Consider the following 21,514-nt stretch of genomic DNA (forward strand, 5'->3'; position numbering starts at 1 on the left):
TTACACCGACTGTCGGGGCATACCGCAGCAATCCGCGAGGAACGCGGCGGATGCCCCGGCGGACGGCACCCCAGCAAAGATCACCTGGCGCCGTTGAAGTAAGGCGTACAGAACCACTCCGTAGGAGGAACAGTGGCGAAGGCGAAGTTCGAGCGGACTAAGCCGCACGTCAACATCGGCACCATCGGTCACGTCGACCACGGTAAGACGACTCTTACCGCGGCGATCACCAAGGTGCTGCACGACGCGTACCCGGACCTGAACCCCTTCACGCCGTTCGACGAGATCGACAAGGCGCCGGAAGAGCGTCAGCGCGGTATCACGATCTCGATCGCTCACGTTGAGTACCAGACCGAGTCGCGTCACTACGCCCACGTCGACTGCCCGGGTCACGCGGACTACATCAAGAACATGATCACCGGTGCCGCCCAGATGGACGGCGCGATCCTCGTGGTCGCCGCGACCGACGGTCCGATGCCGCAGACCAAGGAGCACGTGCTCCTGGCCCGCCAGTCCGGCGTTCCGTACATCGTTGTCGCCCTGAACAAGGCCGACATGGTGGACGACGAGGAGATCATGGAGCTCGTCGAGCTCGAGGTCCGTGAGCTCCTCTCCGAGTACGAGTTCGACGGCGACAACTGCCCCGTCGTCCAGGTCTCGGCTCTCAAGGCGCTCGAGGGCGACAAGGAGTGGGGCGAGAAGCTCCTCGGCCTCATGAAGGCCGTGGACGAGAACATCCCGCAGCCCGAGCGTGACGTCGACAAGCCGTTCCTGATGCCGATCGAGGACGTCTTCACGATCACCGGTCGTGGCACCGTCGTCACCGGTCGTATCGAGCGCGGTGTCCTCAAGGTCAACGAGACCGTCGACATCATCGGCATCAAGACCGAGAAGACCACCACCACGGTCACCGGTATCGAGATGTTCCGCAAGCTGCTCGACGAGGGCCAGGCCGGTGAGAACGTCGGTCTGCTCCTCCGTGGCATCAAGCGCGAGGACGTCGAGCGCGGCCAGTGCATCATCAAGCCCGGTACGGTCACGCCGCACACCGAGTTCGAGGCCACGGCGTACATCCTGTCGAAGGACGAGGGTGGCCGTCACACCCCGTTCTTCAACAACTACCGTCCGCAGTTCTACTTCCGTACGACTGACGTGACCGGTGTTGTGACCCTCAAGGAGGGCACGGAGATGGTCATGCCCGGCGACAACGCCGAGATGACCGTCAACCTGATCCAGCCTGTCGCGATGGAGGAGGGCCTGCGCTTCACCATCCGTGAGGGTGGCCGCACCGTCGGCGCCGGCCAGGTCGTCAAGATCAACAAGTAACAACCCGGCCTCCGGGCCGATTGTTGCCGAAGGATCTGGGCGGGCCCCGCACATCATTTCGATGTGCGGGGCCCGCCTTTTTCGCGTCCGGGCTTTGCTTTTGTATCGGGGCTCGGGGCTCTGGCAAGGTGGCGCCGACGTGGGCCGGGGCCGACCGGCTGCGGGATTGGACTGACGCCTTGGCCATCCGGAGCGAGGACGACGAGCTGTGGATCCGGCGTTTCCGTCCCACGCCGGACAGCACGGCCCACAGCGCCGTGTCTCTCGTGTGCTTCCCGCACGCGGGCGGGTCGGCGAGCGCGTACTTCGCCTTCTCGGAGGCGCTCTCCCCCTCGGTCGAGGTGCTGGCCGTGCAGTACCCCGGCCGGCAGGACCGCCGCTGGGAGGCGCCGGGCCGCACCGTCGCCGAGCTGGCGGACGCGGTGACGGACGCGCTCGCGGCCCGGCCCGACCGGCCGGTGGCGCTGTTCGGGCACAGCATGGGGGGTGCGATCGCGTTCGAGGTGGCGCGCCGCCTGGAGGCTCGCGGCCGGGCCCCCGTCGCCCTCTTCGTCTCCGGCCGCCGGGCCCCCTCCAGGCACCGTGAGGCCCCCGGCGCCGAGCCGCCCACGGACGAGGCGATCGTGGCGGAACTGAAGCGGCTCGGCGGCACGGACGCGGCCGTCCTGGCGGACGCCGCGCTGATGCGGATGCTGCTGCCGGTGGTGCGGGCCGACTACCGGGTGGCGGGCTCCTACCGGGGCGAGCCCGGCGCGGCCGTCGGCTGCCCGCTGACCGTGCTGGTCGGCGACCGCGACCCGGAGACCACGATCGAGGAGGCCGGGGCCTGGGAGGCGCACACCACCGGCGAGTTCGGGATGCGGGTCTGCCCGGGCGGGCACTTCTTCATCGAGTCGAACCGGCCCGAGGTCATCGACGTGATCGCGGACGTGCTCCTGCCGCGCGGCAACGCCTGACTCCTCCCCTTTCCCTTCCATCCCAACGAGCGACGTGCCCTCGCGGCCCGGCCCCCGAACGAGCGTGACGACGCCTTCCTCCGGGGCCGGAGAGGCCTGCGGGCGCCGGAATCAGGGGTTTTGCTGGGTGCGTTCTCTGGTCGAATGCAACCGGGGGAGGCTCGGCGTGTCGTGTTCCCCCACGGACGTGGTGAACAGGATTTCAAGGGGGAAATCGTGGGTTCCAGGAGTGCGCGCCCCGCGTCGGCGCAACCGGCTGTGGGCGGGATATCCAAGCGCCGGTCGTGCGGCGAACTCGCCCTGTCGCGGCGGGAGTTACTCGGTGATGGTGCCGGGCTGCCGGAGGCCGCTTCGTGCCTTGCCGAGTTCACGTACACCGCCACCTGGCGGCCCGCGCCCCTGACAGCCACGGAAGACGCCACCCCGGCGGGCCCGGTGCTGATCCTGCACACCGCCACCGGGCGCCCCCTGGCGGACGCGCTCGCCGGGCGGCACCGCGCCGACGACGTCGTCCACGTCGAACTGGGCACGGTCACCCGGCAGTCGGCCCCCGGCCGCTGGGAGCTCGACGCCACCGCCCCCGAGGTGCCGGCCGCCCTGCGCGACACGCTCCCGAGACCGCGCACCGTCTACTTCCTCGGCGGGCTGCTCGACGCCGCCGAGGACGGCCCGGCGGAGCTGGACCGGGCCGAGGAGAGCGGTGTACGGGCACTGTTCCGCTGCGCCAAGCACCTCGTGATCCCCACGGCCGCCACGCGGCGGACCGACTGGAAGATCGTCACCAACGACGCCTGGCCGGTCGCGGGCGGCCGGGTCGCGAACCCGTACGCGGCGGCCCTGGCCGGCATGGCCCGGGTGCTGGAGAACGAGCACCGGCACTGGAACGTCCCCGTCGTCGACCTCGGCCTCGACGGCCGCCTCCCCGGACCCGGCAGCCCCCTCCGGCACGAACTCGCCGCCCTCGTCACCGCCGAACCGGCCGAACGCGGCGTCCGCGTCGCCCACCGCGACGGCGTCCGCTACCGGCAGGCGCTGCGCCCGGTCACCCTCCCGCCCGCCGACGCCACCGCGATCCGCACCGGCGGCACATACGCCGTCGTCGGCGGCGCGGGCGGCATCGGCCTGGAGATGGCCCGCTTCCTGGCCGGCGACCACGGCGCGCGGGTAGCCCTGATCGGCCGCTCCCCGCTGGACGAGGACCGGCGCCGCCGGATCACCGACGCCGACCCCGACGGCTCCCGGCTGCTGTACGTACGGGCCGACGCCTCGGACGAGGACGGCCTACGGGCCGGGCTCGCCCGGATCCACGAGCGGTTCGGGCCCGTGCGCGGCGTGTTCCACTCGGCGCTGGACCACACCGCCGGCCTGGTCCGTCACCTCGACGACAGCGCGCTGCGCGCCGGCCTCGCCGCGAAGACCGGGGTCAGCGTCGCGCTCGCCTCCGTCTTCCGCGCCGAACCGTTGGACTTCCTGCTGTTCTTCTCCTCCGCGCAGTCCTTCCTCGGTGACCCCGGACTGGCCGGTTACGCCGCCGGATCGACGTTCCAGGACGCCTACGCGCACGCCCTGGACCAGCGGCTGCCGTTCCCCGTGCGCAGCATCAATTGGGGCTACTGGGGCACGGTCGGCGCCGTCGCGGGCGAGGGCTATCGCGAGTGGCTGACCCGTCAGGGCTTCCGTTCCATCTCGCCGCGCGAAGGCTGGGACACCGTCCTGCGCACCCTGGCGGGGCCGGAGTCGCAGGTGCTCGCCCTGCCCGCCGAGGATGTTCTTTTGAAGCGGCTGGGTCTGGGTGGTGAGCTACGGGCCGCGTACGCGTGGCCGTGGTCGCGCCTTGAGTAACACCACGGATGCCCTGGACGGGCTGAAGTGCACCGTGCTGGTCCGCCACACCGACCCGGTGATGCGGGACCACAAGGCGCACGGCACGAGCGTCCTGCCCGGGGTGACGTTCCTCGACCTGATCCACCGGATCCTGCGCTCCCGTGGTGTGGACACCGAGGCAGTCGAACTGCGGCGGGTGCTGTTCCGGCGGGCGGTGGCGGCGAGCGAGGAGTTCGACACCGGGCTGGAGTTCACCTTCACCGCCGACGTGGGCCGCCACCGGATCGTCGTACGCGGGGTGCCGCTTCCGCGCGCCGGTGGCCAGGGTGAGGCCGCCACCGTGCTGGAGGCCGAGCTGTACGCGGTCGAGCCCTTCCCCCGGCACACCGTCGACCTTGCCGCGCTGCGCGCCCGCGCCACTCACACGGTCGACATGGCGGAGCCGTACCGGGTGGCGCGCGGCGCCGGGCTCGTGCACGGCCCGTTCATGCGGGGCCTCGGCACGCTGCACGTAGCCCGCGACGAACTGCTCGCGGAGCTGTCGATCGGCCCGTCCGCCCGGGAGTACCTCGGCTGCTTCCCCCTGCACCCGGCCTGCCTGGACTCCGCCACGATGCTGCCCGCGTGGTTCGCCGACCACGTCACCCGCCGTCGGTCCGGGGAGGCGGCTTGGGAGGAGCGCGGGCCGTACGTCCCGATCCGCATCGAGTCCTTCCGCGCCCGTGAGCCCGTCGACGCGGACAGCCGAGTGCATGTGCGGTTGCCTTTCCGTGGTCCGGATCCCGACGGCCTCGATCCCTGCGATCTGGATTTCTACGACGCGGACGGTGTGCGGCGGATGTGGCTGCACGGGCTCACGTCGCAGCGGGTCCGTTCCGCGGAGAAGTGCTCGGACGCGCTCGATGCGCGGCTGACGGGCGTCCTGCGGGAGCTGCTCGGCGTGGGCGCCGCAGGGGTGACCGGGACCGAGACGTTCGCCGAACTGGGCATGGACTACCCGGCCATGGCCGCGTTCGCGCGGCGGGCGGCGAAGGAGCTGGGGGCCGAGCCATCTCCCTCTTTCCTCCGCTCCTTCCTTGACGGCGGGGCGACACCGGCCTCGCTGGCCACCCGGCTGTCCGGGCGGATGCCCGCCGTGACGGCTGCCGCCGCCGTCCCCCTCACCAGGGCGCCCGCCGAGGAGCACCCTCTGCTCGGGACGGCCGTCGAACTGCCCGAAGGGCACCTCTTCACGTCACGGCTGTCTCTGGCAGACCACCCGTGGCTCGCCGATCACGTGATCGGCGGTTCGGTGCTGCTGCCCGGTACCGCCTTCGTGGACCTCACCTCGCACATCGCCCACCGCACGGGTGTGCCTGTGGTCGAGGAACTGACCCTGTCCGCTCCCCTCGCCCTGCCCGGGCCGCACGCGGCCGCCGCCCTGCGTGTTTCGGTGGACACCGCCGACGTCACGGGCCGACGGGCCATCGCCGTCCACTCGCGGCCGGAGGGCGCCCCGGAAGGTGCGCCGTGGACGCGGCACGCCACCGGTGTGCTCGCCGCCGCCGAGCGGGAACCGGCCGCCGCACGGCCTTCCCCCGGCCACGCGGTATGGCCACCCGCCGGAGCCCGGGCGGTGCCGGTCGCGGGGACGTACGAGCGGCTGGCCCGGGCGGGGCTGGGCTACGGCCCGTCGTTCCAGGGCCTGCGGGCCGTGTGGCGGCAGGGCCGGGACGTGTACGCCGAGGTCGCGTTGCCCGGTCTCGCGGACGTCGGCAGGAGCGGGGGATTCGGGGTGCACCCGGCGCTGTTGGACGCCGCGCTGCACGCGATCGCCTTCGGGGACTTCCTCACGACGCCCGGCACGCCGTACGTTCCGTTCGCGTGGAGCGGGGTTCGGCTGCGGGCGGCTCCCGGCGCCTTGGGGTTGCGGGTACGGGTGTCCCCGGCGGGGACCGATGCCGTGTCCCTGGAGGCGACGGACGTCACGGGCGCGCCCGTGGTCACCGTCGCGTCCCTGGCCCTGCGCCCGCTGTCCGCGAGCGCGGGCGCGTTCGTGGGCGGCGGCTCGCTGTTCCAGGTCGACTGGGTGGAACTGCCCGCCGCTGCCGCCGGTACGGCCGTGCGGCGCTGTGCGGTCCTCGGCGATTCCCCGCCAGTGGCCGCCGCGCTGTCGGCGGCGGGCGTGCGCGTCGTGACCGCCACCGATCCGGCCGCGCTCGCGGCTTCGGGGACGGTCCCGGAGCTGGTGTTCGTCCCGTGCGCCGCGACGACGACGCCCGGCGGGGAAGCGGCCCGCGCGGCGGTGCGATGGGCACTGGCGCTCGCCCGGGCATGGACGGCCGACGACCGCTTCGCGGCGTCCCGGCTGGTGTTCCTGACCCGGGGCGCGATGGCGGTCACCAAGGGGGACCGGGTGGACGACCTGGGGCACGCGGCGGTCTGGGGCCTGCTGCGCTCGGCCCAGTCGGAGCACCCGCACCGCTTAGCCCTCGCGGACGTGGAGGGCGACATGACCACGGCCACCGCCTGCGCCCTGCTCTCCGCCCTCACCTCGGACGAACCCCAACTGGCCGTGCGCGCGGGCGTCGTCCACGTGCCGCGTTTGGCCCATTGGGCCTCGGACGGGACGGCGGTGGGGGAGTGGGGCGTCGCGGATGGTGCCTTGCACCCGGGGCCGGGAGCGGCCGTCACCGGGCCCGAGGCGAGCCACCACCCGTCGCCGGGCACGCCGCACCGGGCCGCGCTCGGCAACGCCGTGACCGGCGTGGCGGACGTGAAGCCCCCGAGGCCGGGTGCGGGTGTCTCCGGGCTCGGCCCGGGGGGTGCGCCGTCGGTCGGGCGCGAAGTCCTCGCGCCGGACGGGTCGGCCGTGGCCGGCAGCGCTGTCCCGTCGGTCGCGGGCGGCTTCCCCGGCGCGCCGCGCCCGGTCGCGGGGGACGTGACGGCCGCCGGGGCGGTCGCGGGTGGCCCCGGGCCGGTCCCGGAGGGCGCGTTGATGGCCGGGCGTGGGGCCCTCACGGCTGGGGTGCCCGTCGCTGTCGGCGGCGCCGTGGCGGGTGTGGCACCCGCCGGGCGCCCGGGGTCGGGTTCCGTCGACGCGTTCGCCGTCGGCGGGGTGAAGGCTTCGAACACCGGCTGGGCCGGACCCGGCACCGTGCTGGTCACCGGCGCGTCCGGCGCGCTCGGCGGGCTCGTCGCCCGGCATCTGGTGGCCGAACACGGCGTACGCGACCTGCTGTTGCTCAGCCGTCGTGGATCGCGGGCGCCCGGGGCCGGGGCGCTCACGGCCGAGCTGGCCGAATTCGGCGCGCATGTCACCACCGTGGCGTGCGACGTCGCCGACCGGGAGGCGCTGGCCGGTGCCCTCGCCCGCGTCCCGGCCGGGCGCCCGTTGACCGCCGTCGTGCACGCCGCCGGTGTGCTCGACGACGGTGTGCTGGGCGAGCTGACCCCCGCCCGTCTGGACGCCGTGCTGCGGCCGAAGACGGACGCGGCGTGGAACCTGCACGAGCTGACCCGCCACCTGGACCTGTCCGCCTTCGTGCTGTTCTCCTCCGTCGCGGGCGTCATCGGCGGCCCGGGGCAGGCCAACTACGCCGCCGCCAACACCTTCCTGGACGCGCTGGCCCACCACCGCCGCGCCCGGGGCCTGGCCGGGCTCTCGCTTTCCTGGGGGCTGTGGGAAAGCGCCGACGGCACGGCGGCCGGCATGGGCGGCGCGCTCGACGGAGCCGGTCGCCGTCGCCTCGGCCGTACGGGCGTCACCGCGCTCTCGGCCCGCGACGGCCTGCGGCTCCTCGACGCGGCGGTCGCGTCCGGCCGGGCGCACCTCGTGCCGGTCGCCTTCGACCCGTCCGCGAGCGAGGGGCCCGTGCCGCCGCTGCTGCGCGGCCTGGTCCGGGAGCCCGCCCCCGCCCCCCTCACGTCCCTGCCCGGGTCCGGGCTCCGCGAGCGGCTGACGCGGTGCGTGCGGGCCCAGGTCGCCGGCGTGCTCGGCTACGCGGACACCGGTGCGGTCGCGTCGGACCGGCCGTTCGTCGAGCTGGGCTTCGACTCGCTCACCTCGGTGGAGTTCCGCAACCGGCTGGAGGGCGCACTGGGCGGCGACTGCCCGCGCCTTTCGGCCACGCTGACCTTCGACCACCCCACCCCCGACGCGCTGGTGGAGTACTTGTGCGGCGAGCTCGGGAGCGGGGCAACGGTGCCGGACGCCGCCGAGTCGGGCTGGGAGACCGCCGAGCCCGGCCGGGAGCCCATCGCCATCGTCGGCATGGCGTGCCGCTACCCCGGAGGCGTCGCCACGCCCGACGACCTCTGGCGGCTCGTCGCCACCGGCACCGACGCCGTCACCGGCTTCCCCGAGGACCGGGGCTGGGACATCGACGCGCTGTACGGACCGGAAGCCGGGAGCGGCCCGGGCCCCGGGAGCGAGGGCGTCATCCCCACCCGCGAGGGCGGGTTCCTGCACGACGCGGCCGGGTTCGACGCCGGGTTCTTCGCCATGTCGCCGCGCGAGGCCCGCGCCACCGACCCGCAGCAGCGGCTCTTCCTGGAGACCGCCTGGGAGGCCGTCGAACGCGCGGGCATCGACCCGCACACCCTGCGCGGCAGCCGCACCGGCGTCTACGCGGGCGTGATGTACCACGACTACCCCGGCGCCGGCGCGGCCGGCAGCGTCGTCTCCGGCCGGGTCTCGTACGCCCTGGGCCTTGCGGGCCCGGCCCTCACCGTGGACACGGCGTGCTCGTCGTCGCTGGTGGCGCTGCACCTGGCCGTGCAGGCGCTGCGCCGCGGCGAGTGCGCGCTCGCGCTGGCGGGCGGGGTCACGGTCATGGCGACGCCGGACACGTTCGTCGCGTTCGGCAGGCAGCGGGGGCTCGCGGCGGACGGGCGCTGCAAGCCCTTCGCGGCCGCGGCCGACGGCACGGGCTGGGCCGAGGGCGTCGGGGTGCTCCTCGTCGAGCGGCTCTTTGACGCGCGCCGCAACGGCCACCGGGTCCTCGCGGTCGTCCGCGGCAGCGCGGTCAACCAGGACGGCGCGAGCAACGGTCTGACCGCGCCCAGCGGCCCGTCCCAGCAGCGCGTCATCCGCGACGCGCTGGCCGACGCGGGCCTGTCGGCCGACCGGGTCGACGCGGTCGAGGCGCACGGCACCGGCACCCGGCTCGGTGACCCGATCGAGGCACAGGCCCTGCTGGCGACCTACGGACAAGGCCGGGCGCCGGGGCGGCCGTTGTGGCTCGGGTCGGTCAAGTCGAACCTCGGCCACAGCCAGGCGGCCGCCGGGGTCGCGGGCGTCATCAAGACAGTCATGGCCCTGCGCAACGGGCTGCTGCCGCGCACCCTGCACGTCGACGAGCCCACCCCGCACGTCGACTGGTCGGCGGGCGACGTACGGCTGCTGACGGAACCCGTGCCGTGGCCGGGCACGGCCTCTCAGGTGCGGCGGGCCGCCGTCTCGGCGTTCGGGCTGAGCGGCACGAACGCCCACGTGATCCTCGAAGAGGCGGAAGAGGAGGCGGAAGAGGAGCCGGAGGGGGAACCGGCGTCGGACATCCGGCCCGGACCCCTGCCCTGGGTCCTCTCCGCCCGTACCCGCGAGGCCCTCCGCGACCAGGCCGCCCGGCTGCGCGCCTGGGCCCGGGACCGCCCCGCGCTGCGCCCGCTCGATGTGGCGTACGCGCTGGCGACGACCCGTTCCGTCTTCGAGTACCGGGCGGTGGTGCTGGGGTCCGGCCGCGAGGAACTGCTGGCCGGGCTGGACGCATTGGCAACGGGGGCGGCAGGCGCCGGGGCCGTCATCGGCACGGCCGTGCCGGACACCCCCCTGACCGCGCTCGCGCGGGCGCACGTCGATGGCGGCCCGGCCCCGGACCGGTCCGCCGCCTTCGCCGGTACGGGCGCGCGGACGGTGGAACTGCCCACGTACGCCTTCCAGCGCGAGCGGTACTGGGCCACGCATCCGGCCCCCGGCACCGACGCCGCCCACCCCCTGCTGGGCGCGGCCGTCACGCTCGCCGAGACCGGCGGGCTACTGCTGACCGGCAGCGTCTCGCCGCGCACCCACCCCTGGCTCGCCGACCACACCGTGGACGGCACGGTCCTGCTGCCCGGCACGGCCTTCGCCGAACTGGCCCTCCGGGCCGGGGGCGAGGCGGGCTGCGACGTCCTGGAGGAACTGACGCTCCGGACCCCGCTGGCCCTCCCCACCGGCGGCGGGGTGCGGCTCCAGGTGACGGTCGGCGAACCCGACGCGGACGGCCGCCGCCCGCTGGCCGTGCACTCCCAGGCGGAGGACGCGGGCGATCCGGGTGGCTGGGTCCGGCACGCCACCGGAATGCTCGCCGTCGGCGTCCCGACGGCCCCGCCCGCGGTGGGGGAGTGGCCGCCGCGGGGCGCGGAGGCCCTGCGCCCCGAGGACGTCTACGCCGCCATGTCCGCGGCCGGCCTGGAGTACGGGCCGGTGTTCCGCGGCGTACGGGCCGTGTGGCGGCACGGCGCCGACCTGCTCGCGGAGGTCGCCCTGCCGTCCGGCACGGAACCGGACGCCACCGCGTACCGCCTGCACCCGGCTCTGCTCGACGCCGCGCTGCACCCGCTGGCCCTGGGCCTGCCCGGAACGGGCGACGAGGCCGGGGGGAGGCCCCGGCTGCCCTTCGCCTGGCGCGGCATCACCCTGCACACCTCGGGTGCGGGTGCCCTGCGGGTCCGGCTGACGTCCGGGGCGGGCGGGGTGCGCCTGTACCTCCACGACGCGGTCGGCGGGCCGGTGGCGACGGTGGACTCCCTCGTCGTACGCCCCCTACCGGAAGGAGCCCTCACCACGGGCACCGCCGGGGGGCGGGAGACTCCACTTTTCCGTGTCGACTGGACGCCATCGCCGGTCCCTCTCCCGGTCCCGCTTCCGGCGGAACCGGTGGCGGCGCGGAGTGTTCCGTGGGCCGTCCTCGGCCCGGACGGCCCGGCGCTGGCCGAGGTGTTGGAAGCGGGCGGTCTACGGGCACGGGTCCACGACGACCTCGCCTCACTGACCGCCGGGCCACCGCCCGGGCCGGTGCTCGTCCCCTTCTTCCCCCGCCCCGACGAGGACCTCGCGGCCACCGCCCGCACAGCGGCGCACCGGGCCCTGTCCCTGGCCCAGGGCTGGCTGGCCGACGACCGCTTCGCGCGGTCGAGGCTCGTGCTGGTCACCCGAGGCGCGGCGGGCGCCGAACCGCCCGGCGACCCGGCACACGCTGCCCTCTGGGGCCTGATCCGCTCCGCCCAGTCCGAACACCCCGACCGCTTCGTCCTCCTGGACCTCCCGGACACGGCAGCCCCCTTGACCGGCCTCCCGGCGGCCCTGGCGTCCGACGAGCCTCAACTGTCCCTGACGGCCGACGGCGTGCTGCGGGTACCGCGCCTGGTGCGGGTGAACGCCACACCCTCCGGCACGAGGCCCGTCACCGGATCCACCACGGCGGACGGGGCGGGTGCGGCTCGGCCAGGCGTCGCCGTTGTCCAACACGCGGCTGCCGCCCGGGCCCCGGGTGGCGCGGGCGCGCTGCCCGATGAGGCCGGCGCCGCGCGGTCGGATCGGCCGGAAGGGCCCGGCGTGGCTGCCGGCACCGTGCTGATCACCGGCGGCACCGGCACCCTCGGGGGGCTCGTCGCCCGGCATCTCGTCCGTGCGCACGGCGTGCGACACCTTCTCCTGGCCGGGCGCCGGGGGCCGGGCGCGCCCGGCGTCACGGATCTGGTGGAGGAACTGACCCGGCTCGGCGCGGACGTGTCGGTCGTCGCCTGTGACGTCGCCGACCGGGCCGCGTTGCGGGAGCTCCTCGCGGGGGTGCCCGAGGCGCACCCGCTGACCGGGGTCGTGCACGCGGCCGGGGTCCTCGACGACGGCGTGTTCGCCTCGCTCACCCCGGCCCGGCTCGACCGCGTCCTGCGGCCGAAGGTCGACGCCGCCGTGCACCTGCACGAGCTGACGCGCGAACTCGGCATCGAGCTGTCCGCCTTCGTGCTGTTCTCCTCCGTGTCCGGCGTGCTGGGCGGGCCCGCCCAGGCCGGCTACGCGGCCGCGAACGCCTTCCTCGACGCCCTGGCCCGCCACCGGCACGCCCAGGGGCTCGCCGCCTCCGCCCTCGCCTGGGGGCTGTGGGAGGAGAGCAGCGGCATGACCGGCGGCCTGGACAGGGGCGCCCGCGACCGGATGGCCCGTACCGGGTTCCTGCCGCTGGCCACGGAGGACGGGCTCGCGCTGTTCGACACCGCGCAGGCGGCCAAAGACGCCGCGCTCGTGCCCGTACGGCTGGACCTCGGCCCCCTCCGCGCCCTCGCCGCGCACGACGTGCCGCCCCTGCTGCGCGGGCTGGTCAAGCCGCCCGCAAGGGCTGACGACGGTCCCGCACGGGCGGACCGGCCGGCCGCACTGTCCGGCGGCGGCGAGCGTGAACGGGCGGTCCTGGACCTCGTCCGCGACCGCACGGCCACGGTCCTCGGCTTCGCCTCGCCCGATGCGGTCGAGGTCGCGCGTACCTTCCAGGAACTGGGCGTCGGCTCGCTCAACTCGGTCGAACTGCGCAACCGCCTCGCCACCGACACCGGCCTGCGGCTGCCCGCGACGCTGGTCTTCGACCACCCGACACCCCAGGAACTGAGCCGCCACCTGCTCTCCCTCCTCCCCGAACCGGACCGGACCCCGACCCCGGCCCCCGCCCCTTCCGAGGACCCCGTCGCGATCGTGGCGGTGGCGACGGCCGACACGCCCGCCTGCGACCCGGAGTTCTTCGAGGGCCCGGCCGCCGGTCGCCTGGCGGAGACCGCCTGGGAGGCGTTCGAGTCCGCGGGAATCCTCCCGGCGGACTGGTCGAACGCGGGCGACCACGCGGGCGACCACGCGAGCGTCTTCGTCGGCCGCACCCACCGTGCCCCCGGCACCACCGCGGGCCAGGTCTCCACCGCCTACGGCTTCCAGGGCCCGGCGGTCACCCTCGACACGACGGACGCACCCGCCCTGACGGTGCCGCACCTGGCGGTCCAGTCCCTGCGCCGCCGCGAGAGCGGGCTCGCTCTGGCGGCCGAGATCACCGACGCGGGCTGCGCGGTGCTCGTCCTGCAACGTCTCTCCGACGCCCGCCGCCACGGCCACCCCGTACTGGCCCTCGTGACGGACAGCGCGGCCGGCCGGGGCGCGCCGGCCGAAGCGCATTCACCCCGCGACCCCGGCCTGGCCGGGCTGATCGCGGCGGTGCGGGCCTTGCGGCAGGGCACACGCGTTTCCGCGTCCGGCGCGGACGGGACGCACGCCCACGTGGTCCTCGACGAGCCCCCGGCCGATGCCGCTCCCGCCACCCTCACCCCCGGCGGGCGCCCCGGGATGGCGGCGACCGTCTGTGTGGTGTCGGCCAAGTCGCCCGACGCGCTGCGCGCCCAGGCCCGCAGGCTCCGGGCGCACCTGAGGGAACGCCCCGGCCTCGCCCCGGCGACGGTCGCCCACGCCCTGGCCACGACTCGCACGGCCTTCGCCCATCGCGCGGCCCTCGTCACCGAGGGCCGCGCGGAACTCCTCGACGCGCTCACCGCCTTGGCCGACGACGAACACAGCGCCGCCCTCGTACGCGGGGAGGCGACCGCTCCCACCCCGCTGACCATGCGCTTCGCCGCACACGACGGCCGCAGGCCCGTGTTCGGCCGGGGCCTCTACCGAGCCTTCGGCACGTACGCCGAGGCGTTCGACGCGACGGCCGAGCTGCTGGGCGTCTCCCTGGGACGCCCGATGCGGGACGTCGTCTGGTACGAGCCGGTGCTGCTGGAAAAGCCCGAGTACGGTCACCCGGCGCTCTTCGCCGTCCAGGTCGCGACGTTCCGGCTGCTGGAACACCTGGGACTGCGGCCGGACCGGCTCACCGGCAGCGCGGTCGGCGCCGTGGCCGCCGCCCATGCCGCGGGCGTGCTCGACCTGCCCGACGCGGCCGCGCTGGCCGTGGCGCACGGGAGGCTGGTGGCCGGTACGCCACGGGAGGAGTTCGAGCGGGTGGCCGGGCGCCTGACCTACCGGGCGCCGACGATCCCCCTGCTGTCGGCCACGGGCCGGGTCGTGCCCGACGAGGAGCCGGCCTCGCCCGCATACTGGCTCCGCCGGACCGGCGAGGCCACCCCGCCCGCGTCCGACGTGCTGCAACTCGGCCCGTACGGCCCGCACGTCGGCCCGAACGGGCCCGTGGACGGCGCGTCCCAGACACGCGCGCTCGCCGAGACCCTCGCCCGGGCGTACGTGCGGGGACTGCCGCTGAACTGGGACGCGCTGTACGGGTGCCTCCGGCGGTATCTCGACCTGCCCACGTACGCCTTCCGGCGAAGGCCGCACGACGGCTAGGGCTTGTCCGGCGGACCCCAGGGGGCGCCACCGCTGCGCGGCGGTGCCCTCAAACTCCCCCAGCTACCGCTGGGGGGTGCCCCCAGCGGGCTGTATCGGCTGAGGTCAGCCGAAACCAGCCCGTCCGGCGTTTGAGGACGCGCCCGCAGGGCGCTCGTCGCCGCAGGCGGCAAACAGCGCGGGCAGCACCGCCGCCTGATAAGGCGTGAGGTCATGCCGACGGGCGCGGGCGGGGCCCGTGCGTCCCAGGGTGCGCAGCACGTCACGCGAGGCGCGCAGCGCGTCGAGTTCCGCGTTGCGGCGCATGGAAGGCAGGGCCAGGCCCCGGTGGCCGGAGTGCTCCAGACACTGCCGGACCGGCTCGGTCAGCACGGGGTGCGCGCTGATCTCCAGGAAGACGCCGTGCCCGGCGCAGCTCAGCTGCCGGACCGCCGGGGCGAACCGCACCGGCTCGCGCAGGTTGTCGATCCAGTACGCGGCCGTCAGCTCCGGGCCCTCGATCCTGCGGAGGGTCACCGTGGAGTACATGGGGACGGCCGCCCGGCGGGGCCGGACGGCCGACAGCGCCGTCCGCAGGTCGTCACGCAGCTCGTCGACGTAGGGGCTGTGGGAGGGCGCGGTGTCCGGGATCCGCCGGGCATGGACGTCGGTGGCCTCCAGCCGGGCGAGGACCGCGTCGATGGAGTCGTGGTCGCCGGCCAGGACCGTCGTCGTCGGGCTGCCGTACCCGGCGACGACGGCCTTCCCGCCGGTGTCCGCGATCAGTGCCGTGGCCGCCGCGGCGGGCAGCTCCACCACGGCCATCGTGCCCCTGGCGCTGATCCGCTGGAGCAGCGCGCTGCGCCGGCACTGGACGGTCGCGGCGTCCGCCAAGGTCAGGGCGCCCGCGACGTGGGCCGCGGCGACCTCGCCCATGCTCTGGCCCACCACGGCGTCGGGCACCACGCCCCAGGACCGCCAGAGCGCGGCGAGCGCCACCTGCACGGTGAACAGCATGGGCTGGAGGACGTCGGTGCGGCGCAGCAGGGGTCCGGCGTCGTCGCGGGTGAGCCGGTCCACGACCGACCAGCCGGTGTGCGGGGCGATCGCGGCGTCACAGCGCTCCACGGCCGCCCGGAACACCGCCTCCGCGCGCAGCAGGACCCGGCCCATGCCGGCCCACTGGTGCCCCTGCCCGGCGAAGGCGAAAACGAGCTTCCCGCCATCGGCCCGCCCGCCGTCACCCTTCCCGGTTTCCTCGCGTGCACCCACGGCCACCGGATCGAGCGACATCGTCACCTCCGGACACCTCCCGTCTGTGTGCCCGGCAGGCCGGGCCCGCCCGCCGCGTCAGGCAGCGGGAACACGGACGAGAACCCCCACCGGCCCCCGGAGGTCACCCCCCGGGGCGCGGCCGTGTGGAGGTGGTGGTCAGGCGCCCGCGGCGGGGCCCGCGCGCCAGACCCAGGGGGTGGCGTCCGGGCCGAGGGCCACCGCGCACAGCTGCTGTCCCGCGTCCGTGAGCAGCGAGGGCGTGCCCACGGGGACGAGGCCGCTCGTCGGGCGCCGCGGCTCGGAGCCCGGGTCCGCCGCGTCCTGGAGCTGTATCTCGCCGCTCACGGCCCGGCCCAGCACCATGACGGTGTCCTTGCCGCGGGCGGCCACGGACTGCGCGACGATCGGCCCGTAGCCCGCGAAGTTCTCCAGGCCGGTGCCGCTGACCTGCTCGACGGCCGAGACCTGCTGCCCGCCCCCGCCGCCGGGGACGAAGCGGTAGATCACCGGTTCCCGGGCCGCCGGGGTGCGGTAGACGACGTTCAGCCCGCCGTCGGGGCCGACGGCCGCGGCGGGCTGGTCACCGGGCTGCGGCAGGCCCGTGAGCGGCTGGTGGCGGACCGGCCCGGACGGGTCGTCCTGAGCCCAGTGGTGCACGGTGTCGCGGCCCGCGCCGAAGACGTGCACACGCTTGTCCCGGTCCAGCACGACGGTCAGGCCGTCCTGGATCTCCTGGCCGTGCAGGCTCTGCCACTTCCCCCACCGGCCGTCGGCCTCGCGGACCCGGCTGGAGAGGCCCTTGCCGGCGTTGCGGACGAAGAGGTGGACCCGTCCGTCGGGGGTGGCGATCGCGGCCGGCATGCCGACGCGGCGGCCCCGGTCGGGCTTGCGCTCGGGGTTGCCGAGGCCCGTCCAGGCCTTGAAGGCCCCGCCGGGCTCGCGCTGCTCCAGGACGGCGATCTCGCGGGTGTTGGCCCGGCTGTCGAGGGCGGAGAAGCGCAAGCCGAACAGCAGCCGACGGCCGGCGGTGTCCTTGACCGAGGCCAGGGCGGGGGCGAGGGGGCCGCCGCCGAGGTTCTGCGGCGCGCCCCAGCGGCCGCTGCCGGGGGCGGACTCCACCCAGCGCACGGCCTGGGTGCCCAGCACGCCGTATGCCTCCAGGCGCCCGGCCCGGTCGGTGTCGGCCACGGGCATCGCACCGGGGTAGCGGTAGTGGGTGGAGCGGATCCAGCCCTTGCGGTTCTTCAGCGGGCGGTCGCCGCCCTGGCCGTAGTCACCGCAGCCGGCGGCGTTGGAGCAGTCCCAGGACGGGTCCCCGCCGTACGCCTGGACCAGGCGGTGCTTGGTGTCCACGACGTCCTGCGGCAGATTGTGCGGCCAGCGCTGGTTGTAGTAGCCGCGGAAGGCGGTGGTGGTGAACCGGGGGGCCCGGCCGTCGCGCTTGGTGGCGTCGGCCGTCCACTGGGACATGGCCTTCCAGGAGAACAGCGCGGTCGGCGTGTGGTCGCGGTGGTCCGAGCACGCCCCGTAGTCGTTGTCCTTGGGGTGGGTGGCGTCGTGGACCTGGTAGTCGGGGTCCGGGTCCAGGGTGTGGATCACCGTCGGCTTGAACCGGTCCATGATCGCGGCCAGCGCGTCCACCAGCGTGTCGTGCCGGTAGGTGCTGGTCGTGGTGCAGGGCGAGCCGGTGGAGACCAGGCTCTGCATGGCGGCGCGCGGGTCCTCCCACAGATGCGGGATGCGCACGTTGTTCGCGGACTGCATGGCGATGTTCAGGAAGATCAGCCGGACGGTGTGCTTTCCGTCGCCCAGCTCGTTGGTCTCGGCCTTCACGCCCCCGGGGAGGTCCATGACGGACTTCTTCCAGGGCGAGAACTTGTCCATGCCGATCATCTCGGCGTACGCCTGGCGCAGCCCCTGGTGCCGGGCGGAGGCGTACGCGGCCTTGTCCGGCTTGGTCTTCGGCATCCCCTCGATCCAGTTCCGCCCGACCGCCTCGCCGGCCGTCACGTACACGGAGACGACGGGAACCCCGGCTCTGGCGATGTTCTCCGCGTCGGGGTTCATGAAGTACAGGTCGTCGTCGGGGTGCGCCATGATCTGCAGGAGCAGGGCATGCTTGCCGTCGTCGAACGATTGTGTTGCCCTGGGGTCGACGGCCCGGGTGGGCTTCGCGCCGCCGGGCCTGGTCTTCCCGGAGTCGCCGCCGCTGCAGCCCACCGCGGTGACCAGTGTGGTGGCCGCCACACCGGCGAGCGCGGCCCTGCGGGAGATGGCCCAGCGCGGTGAGATGTTCAAGTCCGTGACTCCGTCCCGTCGTGCAGCGCCTGGTCCCCGGCTGCCCCAGCGTGTTAGGGGACGGCGAGGGAATCGCGTCGGTTGCCCAAGGCCCGACAATGCCTGTTAACGGATTGGGCAAGATTCGGGTCGAGCGGCCGGTGCCGGAAGATACGGACGAGCCGGACGAGCCCGGACGAGGCAGTCGGGGCGACGGGAAACTCAAGGCCCATAGTGTCCCGTATGTCGGCGGGGTGGTTTGACAACTGAGCCGGTCGGGGTACCTTCTTCGGCTGCGATTGGCGCACCTTCCCGCACGTATGGCACACTGTTCAGGTTGCTCGGTTGAGTGCCAATGCTGCGCGCCTCCCGCCGGGAGGACTGGAAGCGAGTCCCGCAGTACTCGTCACCGCACGCTCCTGCTGTTTCAGTAGGGGCACGGGGTGGAAGTACGGGAATCTTCCGGGAAGTGTCAGCGTGGCCCCGGCCAGGCGCTCGGTGGGTGCCCTTCCCCCACAGCCCCCTTCATCAGGGAATTTCCTTCGGGAGATTTTACTGGAAGGGGCGCGACACGCCCGACCGCGTGGGTCGGAGAAGGGTGGCGCTTCAGCAGAGGCGCAGCACACCGAGTCCCAGAGCGTTACGAGAGACAGGACTACGAAGTAGCCATGGCGGGACAGAAGATCCGCATCCGGCTCAAGGCCTACGACCACGAGGTCATCGACAGCTCGGCGAAGAAGATCGTCGAGACGGTGACGCGTACTGGTGCGTCGGTCGCGGGCCCGGTGCCGCTGCCCACTGAGAAGAACGTGTACTGCGTCATCAAGTCGCCGCACAAGTACAAGGACTCGCGCGAGCACTTCGAGATGCGCACGCACAAGCGCCTCATCGACATCCTCGACCCCACGCCGAAGACGGTTGACTCGCTCATGCGCCTCGACCTGCCGGCAGGCGTCGACATCGAGATCAAGCTCTGAGGTGACGCGCGAGATGGCTAAGAACATTAAGGGCGTCCTGGGCGAGAAGCTCGGCATGACCCAGGTCTGGGACGAGAACAACCGGGTTGTCCCGGTGACCGTCGTCAAGGCCGGGCCCTGCGTCGTCACCCAGGTCCGCACCAACGACAGCGACGGCTACGAGTCGGTCCAGATCGCCTTCGGCGAGATCGACCCGCGCAAGGTGAACAAGCCCCTCAAGGGTCACTTCGCCAAGGCCGACGTCACCCCGCGCCGCCACCTGGTGGAGCTGCGTACCGCTGACGCCAGCGAGTACACGCTCGGCCAGGAGATCACCGCTGCCGTGTTCGAGTCGGGCGTCAAGGTCGACGTCACCGGCAAGAGCAAGGGCAAGGGCTTCGCCGGTGTCATGAAGCGTCACAACTTCAAGGGCCTCGGCGCCGGTCACGGCACCCAGCGCAAGCACCGCTCCCCCGGTTCCATCGGTGGCTGCGCCACCCCGGGCCGTGTCTTCAAGGGTCTGCGCATGGCAGGCCGTATGGGCAACGAGCGGGTCACCACCCAGAACCTGACCGTCCACGCCGTTGACGCGGAGAAGGGCCTGCTCCTCATCAAGGGCGCGGTTCCTGGTCCGAACGGCGGCCTCGTCCTGGTCCGTACCGCGGCCAAGGGGGCCTGAGGTAACGATGAGCACCATTGACATCCTTTCGCCGGCAGGCGACAAGGCCGGGACCGTCGAGCTCCCCACGGAGATCTTCGACGCGAAGGTCAGCGTTCCGCTGATCCACCAGGTCGTCGTCGCCCAGCTGGCCGCTGCCCGACAGGGCACGCACAAGACGAAGACTCGTGGCGAGGTCCGCGGCGGTGGCAAGAAGCCTTACCGCCAGAAGGGCACCGGCCGCGCGCGCCAGGGCTCGACCCGCGCCCCGCAGTTCGCCGGTGGTGGCGTCGTGCACGGTCCCGTGCCGCGTGACTACTCGCAGCGGACCCCGAAGAAGATGAAGGCCGCCGCCCTGCGCGGTGCCCTCACCGACCGGGCCCGCAACAGCCGCATCCACGTCGTCACCGGCGTGGTCGAGGGCGAGGTCTCCACCAAGGCCGCCAAGACGCTGTTCGGCAAGATCTCGGAGCGCAAGAACCTGCTCCTGGTCGTCGACCGCGCCGACGAGGCCGCGTGGCTGTCCGCCCGCAACCTGCCCCAGGTGCACATCCTGGAGCCGGGCCAGCTGAACACGTACGACGTGCTCGTCTCCGACGACGTGGTCTTCACGCAGGCTGCCTTCGAGCGCTTCGTGGCGGGCCCCGCCGCGGCCGCCAAGGCCACCGCTTCCGAGGCTGAGCTCGAAGGGAGCGACGCCTGATGAGCGAGCAGACTGCAGCGGTCATCACCAGCAAGACCTACACGGACCCCCGTGACATCCTGGTCAAGCCGGTGGTCTCCGAGAAGAGCTACGCGCTGCTGGACGAGAACAAGTACACGTTCATCGTCGACCCGCGCGCCAACAAGACCCAGATCAAGCAGGCCGTCGAGGCGGTCTTCTCGGTCAAGGTCACCGGGGTCAACACGATCAACCGCCAGGGCAAGCGCAAGCGCACCCGCACCGGTTTCGGCAAGCGCGCCAACACCAAGCGCGCCATCGTGACCCTTGCCGAGGGCGACCGTATCGACATCTTCGGCGGCCCGGTCTCCTAACGGAGTCCGAGTCGTCCGGAATCGGACGAGGACTGAGAAATGGGTATCCGCAAGTACAAGCCGACGACCCCGGGCCGTCGTGGCTCCAGCGTCGCCGACTTTGTCGAGATCACGCGGTCCACGCCGGAGAAGTCGCTGGTCCGCCCCCTGCACAGCAAGGGCGGCCGTAACAACGCCGGTCGTGTGACCGTTCGCCACCAGGGCGGTGGCCACAAGCGCGCCTACCGAGTGATCGACTTCCGTCGTCACGACAAGGACGGCGTGCCGGCCAAGGTCGCGCACATCGAGTACGACCCCAACCGCACCGCGCGCATCGCGCTCCTGCACTACGCAGACGGCGAGAAGCGCTACATCATCGCCCCGGCCAAGCTGAGCCAGGGTGACCGGATTGAGAACGGCCCCGGCGCCGACATCAAGCCGGGCAACAACCTCCCGCTGCGCAACATCCCGGTCGGTACCACGATCCACGCGATCGAGCTCCGTCCCGGTGGTGGCGCCAAGTTCGCCCGCTCCGCCGGTTCGTCCGTGCAGCTGCTGGCGAAGGAGGGCGCTTACGCCCACCTGCGCATGCCGTCCGGCGAGGTCCGCCTGGTCGACGTCCGCTGCCGCGCCACGGTTGGCGAGGTCGGCAACGCCGAGCAGTCGAACATCAACTGGGGCAAGGCCGGCCGTATGCGCTGGAAGGGCGTTCGCCCGACCGTCCGCGGTGTCGCGATGAACCCGGTTGACCACCCGCACGGTGGTGGTGAAGGCAAGACTTCCGGTGGTCGCCACCCGGTCTCGCCGTGGGGTCAGAAGGAGGGTCGTACTCGTTCGCCGAAGAAGGCGTCCAACAAGTACATCGTCCGCCGCCGCAAGACGAACAAGAAGCGCTAGGAGCGGGTTT

Annotated in this window: 11 protein-coding genes; 9 read left to right on the forward strand and 2 right to left on the reverse strand. The window is 73.6% G+C overall.

What is annotated here, in order from left to right:
* Positions 1-132 precede the first annotated feature (132 nt).
* The 4 genes from tuf (at position 133) to ACZ53N_RS12170 (ending at position 14,448) form a co-directional block, all read left to right on the forward strand.
* Entirely contained in the window at positions 133-1,326 is a 1,194-nt protein-coding gene (gene tuf / locus ACZ53N_RS12155; RefSeq protein WP_130878980.1) for an elongation factor Tu, read from the forward strand.
* 185 nt (positions 1,327-1,511) lie between these two features.
* Complete coding sequence (locus ACZ53N_RS12160; RefSeq protein ID WP_469140809.1) at positions 1,512-2,282, forward strand: thioesterase II family protein; 771 nt, start codon at positions 1,512-1,514, stop codon at positions 2,280-2,282.
* A 216-nt stretch (positions 2,283-2,498) separates the two neighbouring features.
* Complete coding sequence (locus ACZ53N_RS12165; protein ID WP_469140787.1) at positions 2,499-4,124, forward strand: SDR family NAD(P)-dependent oxidoreductase; 1,626 nt, start codon at positions 2,499-2,501, stop codon at positions 4,122-4,124.
* Positions 4,117-14,448: an SDR family NAD(P)-dependent oxidoreductase gene (locus ACZ53N_RS12170; RefSeq protein ID WP_469140788.1), complete on the forward strand. Its 10,332-nt coding sequence runs from the start codon at positions 4,117-4,119 to the stop codon at positions 14,446-14,448. Before ACZ53N_RS12165 ends, ACZ53N_RS12170 begins: the two co-directional genes overlap by 8 nt.
* 105 nt (positions 14,449-14,553) lie before the next feature.
* Here the strand turns inward: ACZ53N_RS12170 and ACZ53N_RS12175 are convergent, their stop codons facing one another.
* A complete protein-coding gene (locus ACZ53N_RS12175) occupies positions 14,554-15,720 on the reverse strand; it encodes an acyltransferase domain-containing protein (protein ID WP_469140810.1) in 1,167 nt (388 codons plus the stop codon).
* Positions 15,721-15,858: 138 nt separating this feature from the next.
* Complete coding sequence (locus ACZ53N_RS12180) at positions 15,859-18,000, reverse strand: PIG-L family deacetylase (protein ID WP_469140789.1); 2,142 nt, start codon at positions 17,998-18,000, stop codon at positions 15,859-15,861.
* Positions 18,001-18,647: 647 nt separating this feature from the next.
* On the opposite strand from ACZ53N_RS12180, the gene rpsJ reads away from it, so the two are divergent.
* From rpsJ to rplB, 5 genes are read left to right on the forward strand one after another with little or no spacing between them, the layout of a single operon-like run.
* On the forward strand, positions 18,648-18,956 hold the full coding sequence (gene rpsJ, locus ACZ53N_RS12185) for a 30S ribosomal protein S10 (protein ID WP_003948644.1): 309 nt from the start codon (positions 18,648-18,650) through the stop codon (positions 18,954-18,956).
* A gap of 13 nt (positions 18,957-18,969) precedes the next feature.
* Positions 18,970-19,614, forward strand: a complete 645-nt coding sequence (rplC, locus tag ACZ53N_RS12190; RefSeq protein WP_086567349.1) for a 50S ribosomal protein L3 — start codon at positions 18,970-18,972, stop codon at positions 19,612-19,614.
* Positions 19,615-19,621: 7 nt separating this feature from the next.
* Positions 19,622-20,296 (forward strand): 50S ribosomal protein L4, encoded by a 675-nt coding sequence (rplD, locus tag ACZ53N_RS12195; protein WP_130878984.1) that lies wholly within the window; start codon positions 19,622-19,624, stop codon positions 20,294-20,296.
* Positions 20,296-20,628 carry a 50S ribosomal protein L23 gene (gene rplW, locus ACZ53N_RS12200; RefSeq protein WP_130878985.1) on the forward strand — a complete coding sequence of 111 codons (333 nt, stop codon included), beginning with the start codon at positions 20,296-20,298 and terminating at the stop codon, positions 20,626-20,628. The genes rplD and rplW overlap by 1 nt, the downstream gene beginning before the upstream one ends.
* A gap of 39 nt (positions 20,629-20,667) precedes the next feature.
* Positions 20,668-21,504 (forward strand): 50S ribosomal protein L2, encoded by an 837-nt coding sequence (rplB, locus tag ACZ53N_RS12205; protein ID WP_184733898.1) that lies wholly within the window; start codon positions 20,668-20,670, stop codon positions 21,502-21,504.
* Positions 21,505-21,514 lie beyond the last annotated feature (10 nt).

The sequence above is a fragment of the Streptomyces sp. NPDC033229 genome (assembly GCF_055576875.1).

What these genes read in the sequence shown, in the direction of transcription:
- ACZ53N_RS12175 (WP_469140810.1), bottom strand. Translation starts at nt 15,720, where the DNA reads ATGTCGCTCGATCCGGTGGCCGTGGGTGCACGCGAGGAAACCGGGAAG.
- rpsJ (WP_003948644.1), top strand. Translation starts at nt 18,648, where the DNA reads ATGGCGGGACAGAAGATCCGCATCCGGCTCAAGGCCTACGACCACGAG.
- rplC (WP_086567349.1), top strand. Translation starts at nt 18,970, where the DNA reads ATGGCTAAGAACATTAAGGGCGTCCTGGGCGAGAAGCTCGGCATGACC.
- rplD (WP_130878984.1), top strand. Translation starts at nt 19,622, where the DNA reads ATGAGCACCATTGACATCCTTTCGCCGGCAGGCGACAAGGCCGGGACC.
- rplW (WP_130878985.1), top strand. Translation starts at nt 20,296, where the DNA reads ATGAGCGAGCAGACTGCAGCGGTCATCACCAGCAAGACCTACACGGAC.
- rplB (WP_184733898.1), top strand. Translation starts at nt 20,668, where the DNA reads ATGGGTATCCGCAAGTACAAGCCGACGACCCCGGGCCGTCGTGGCTCC.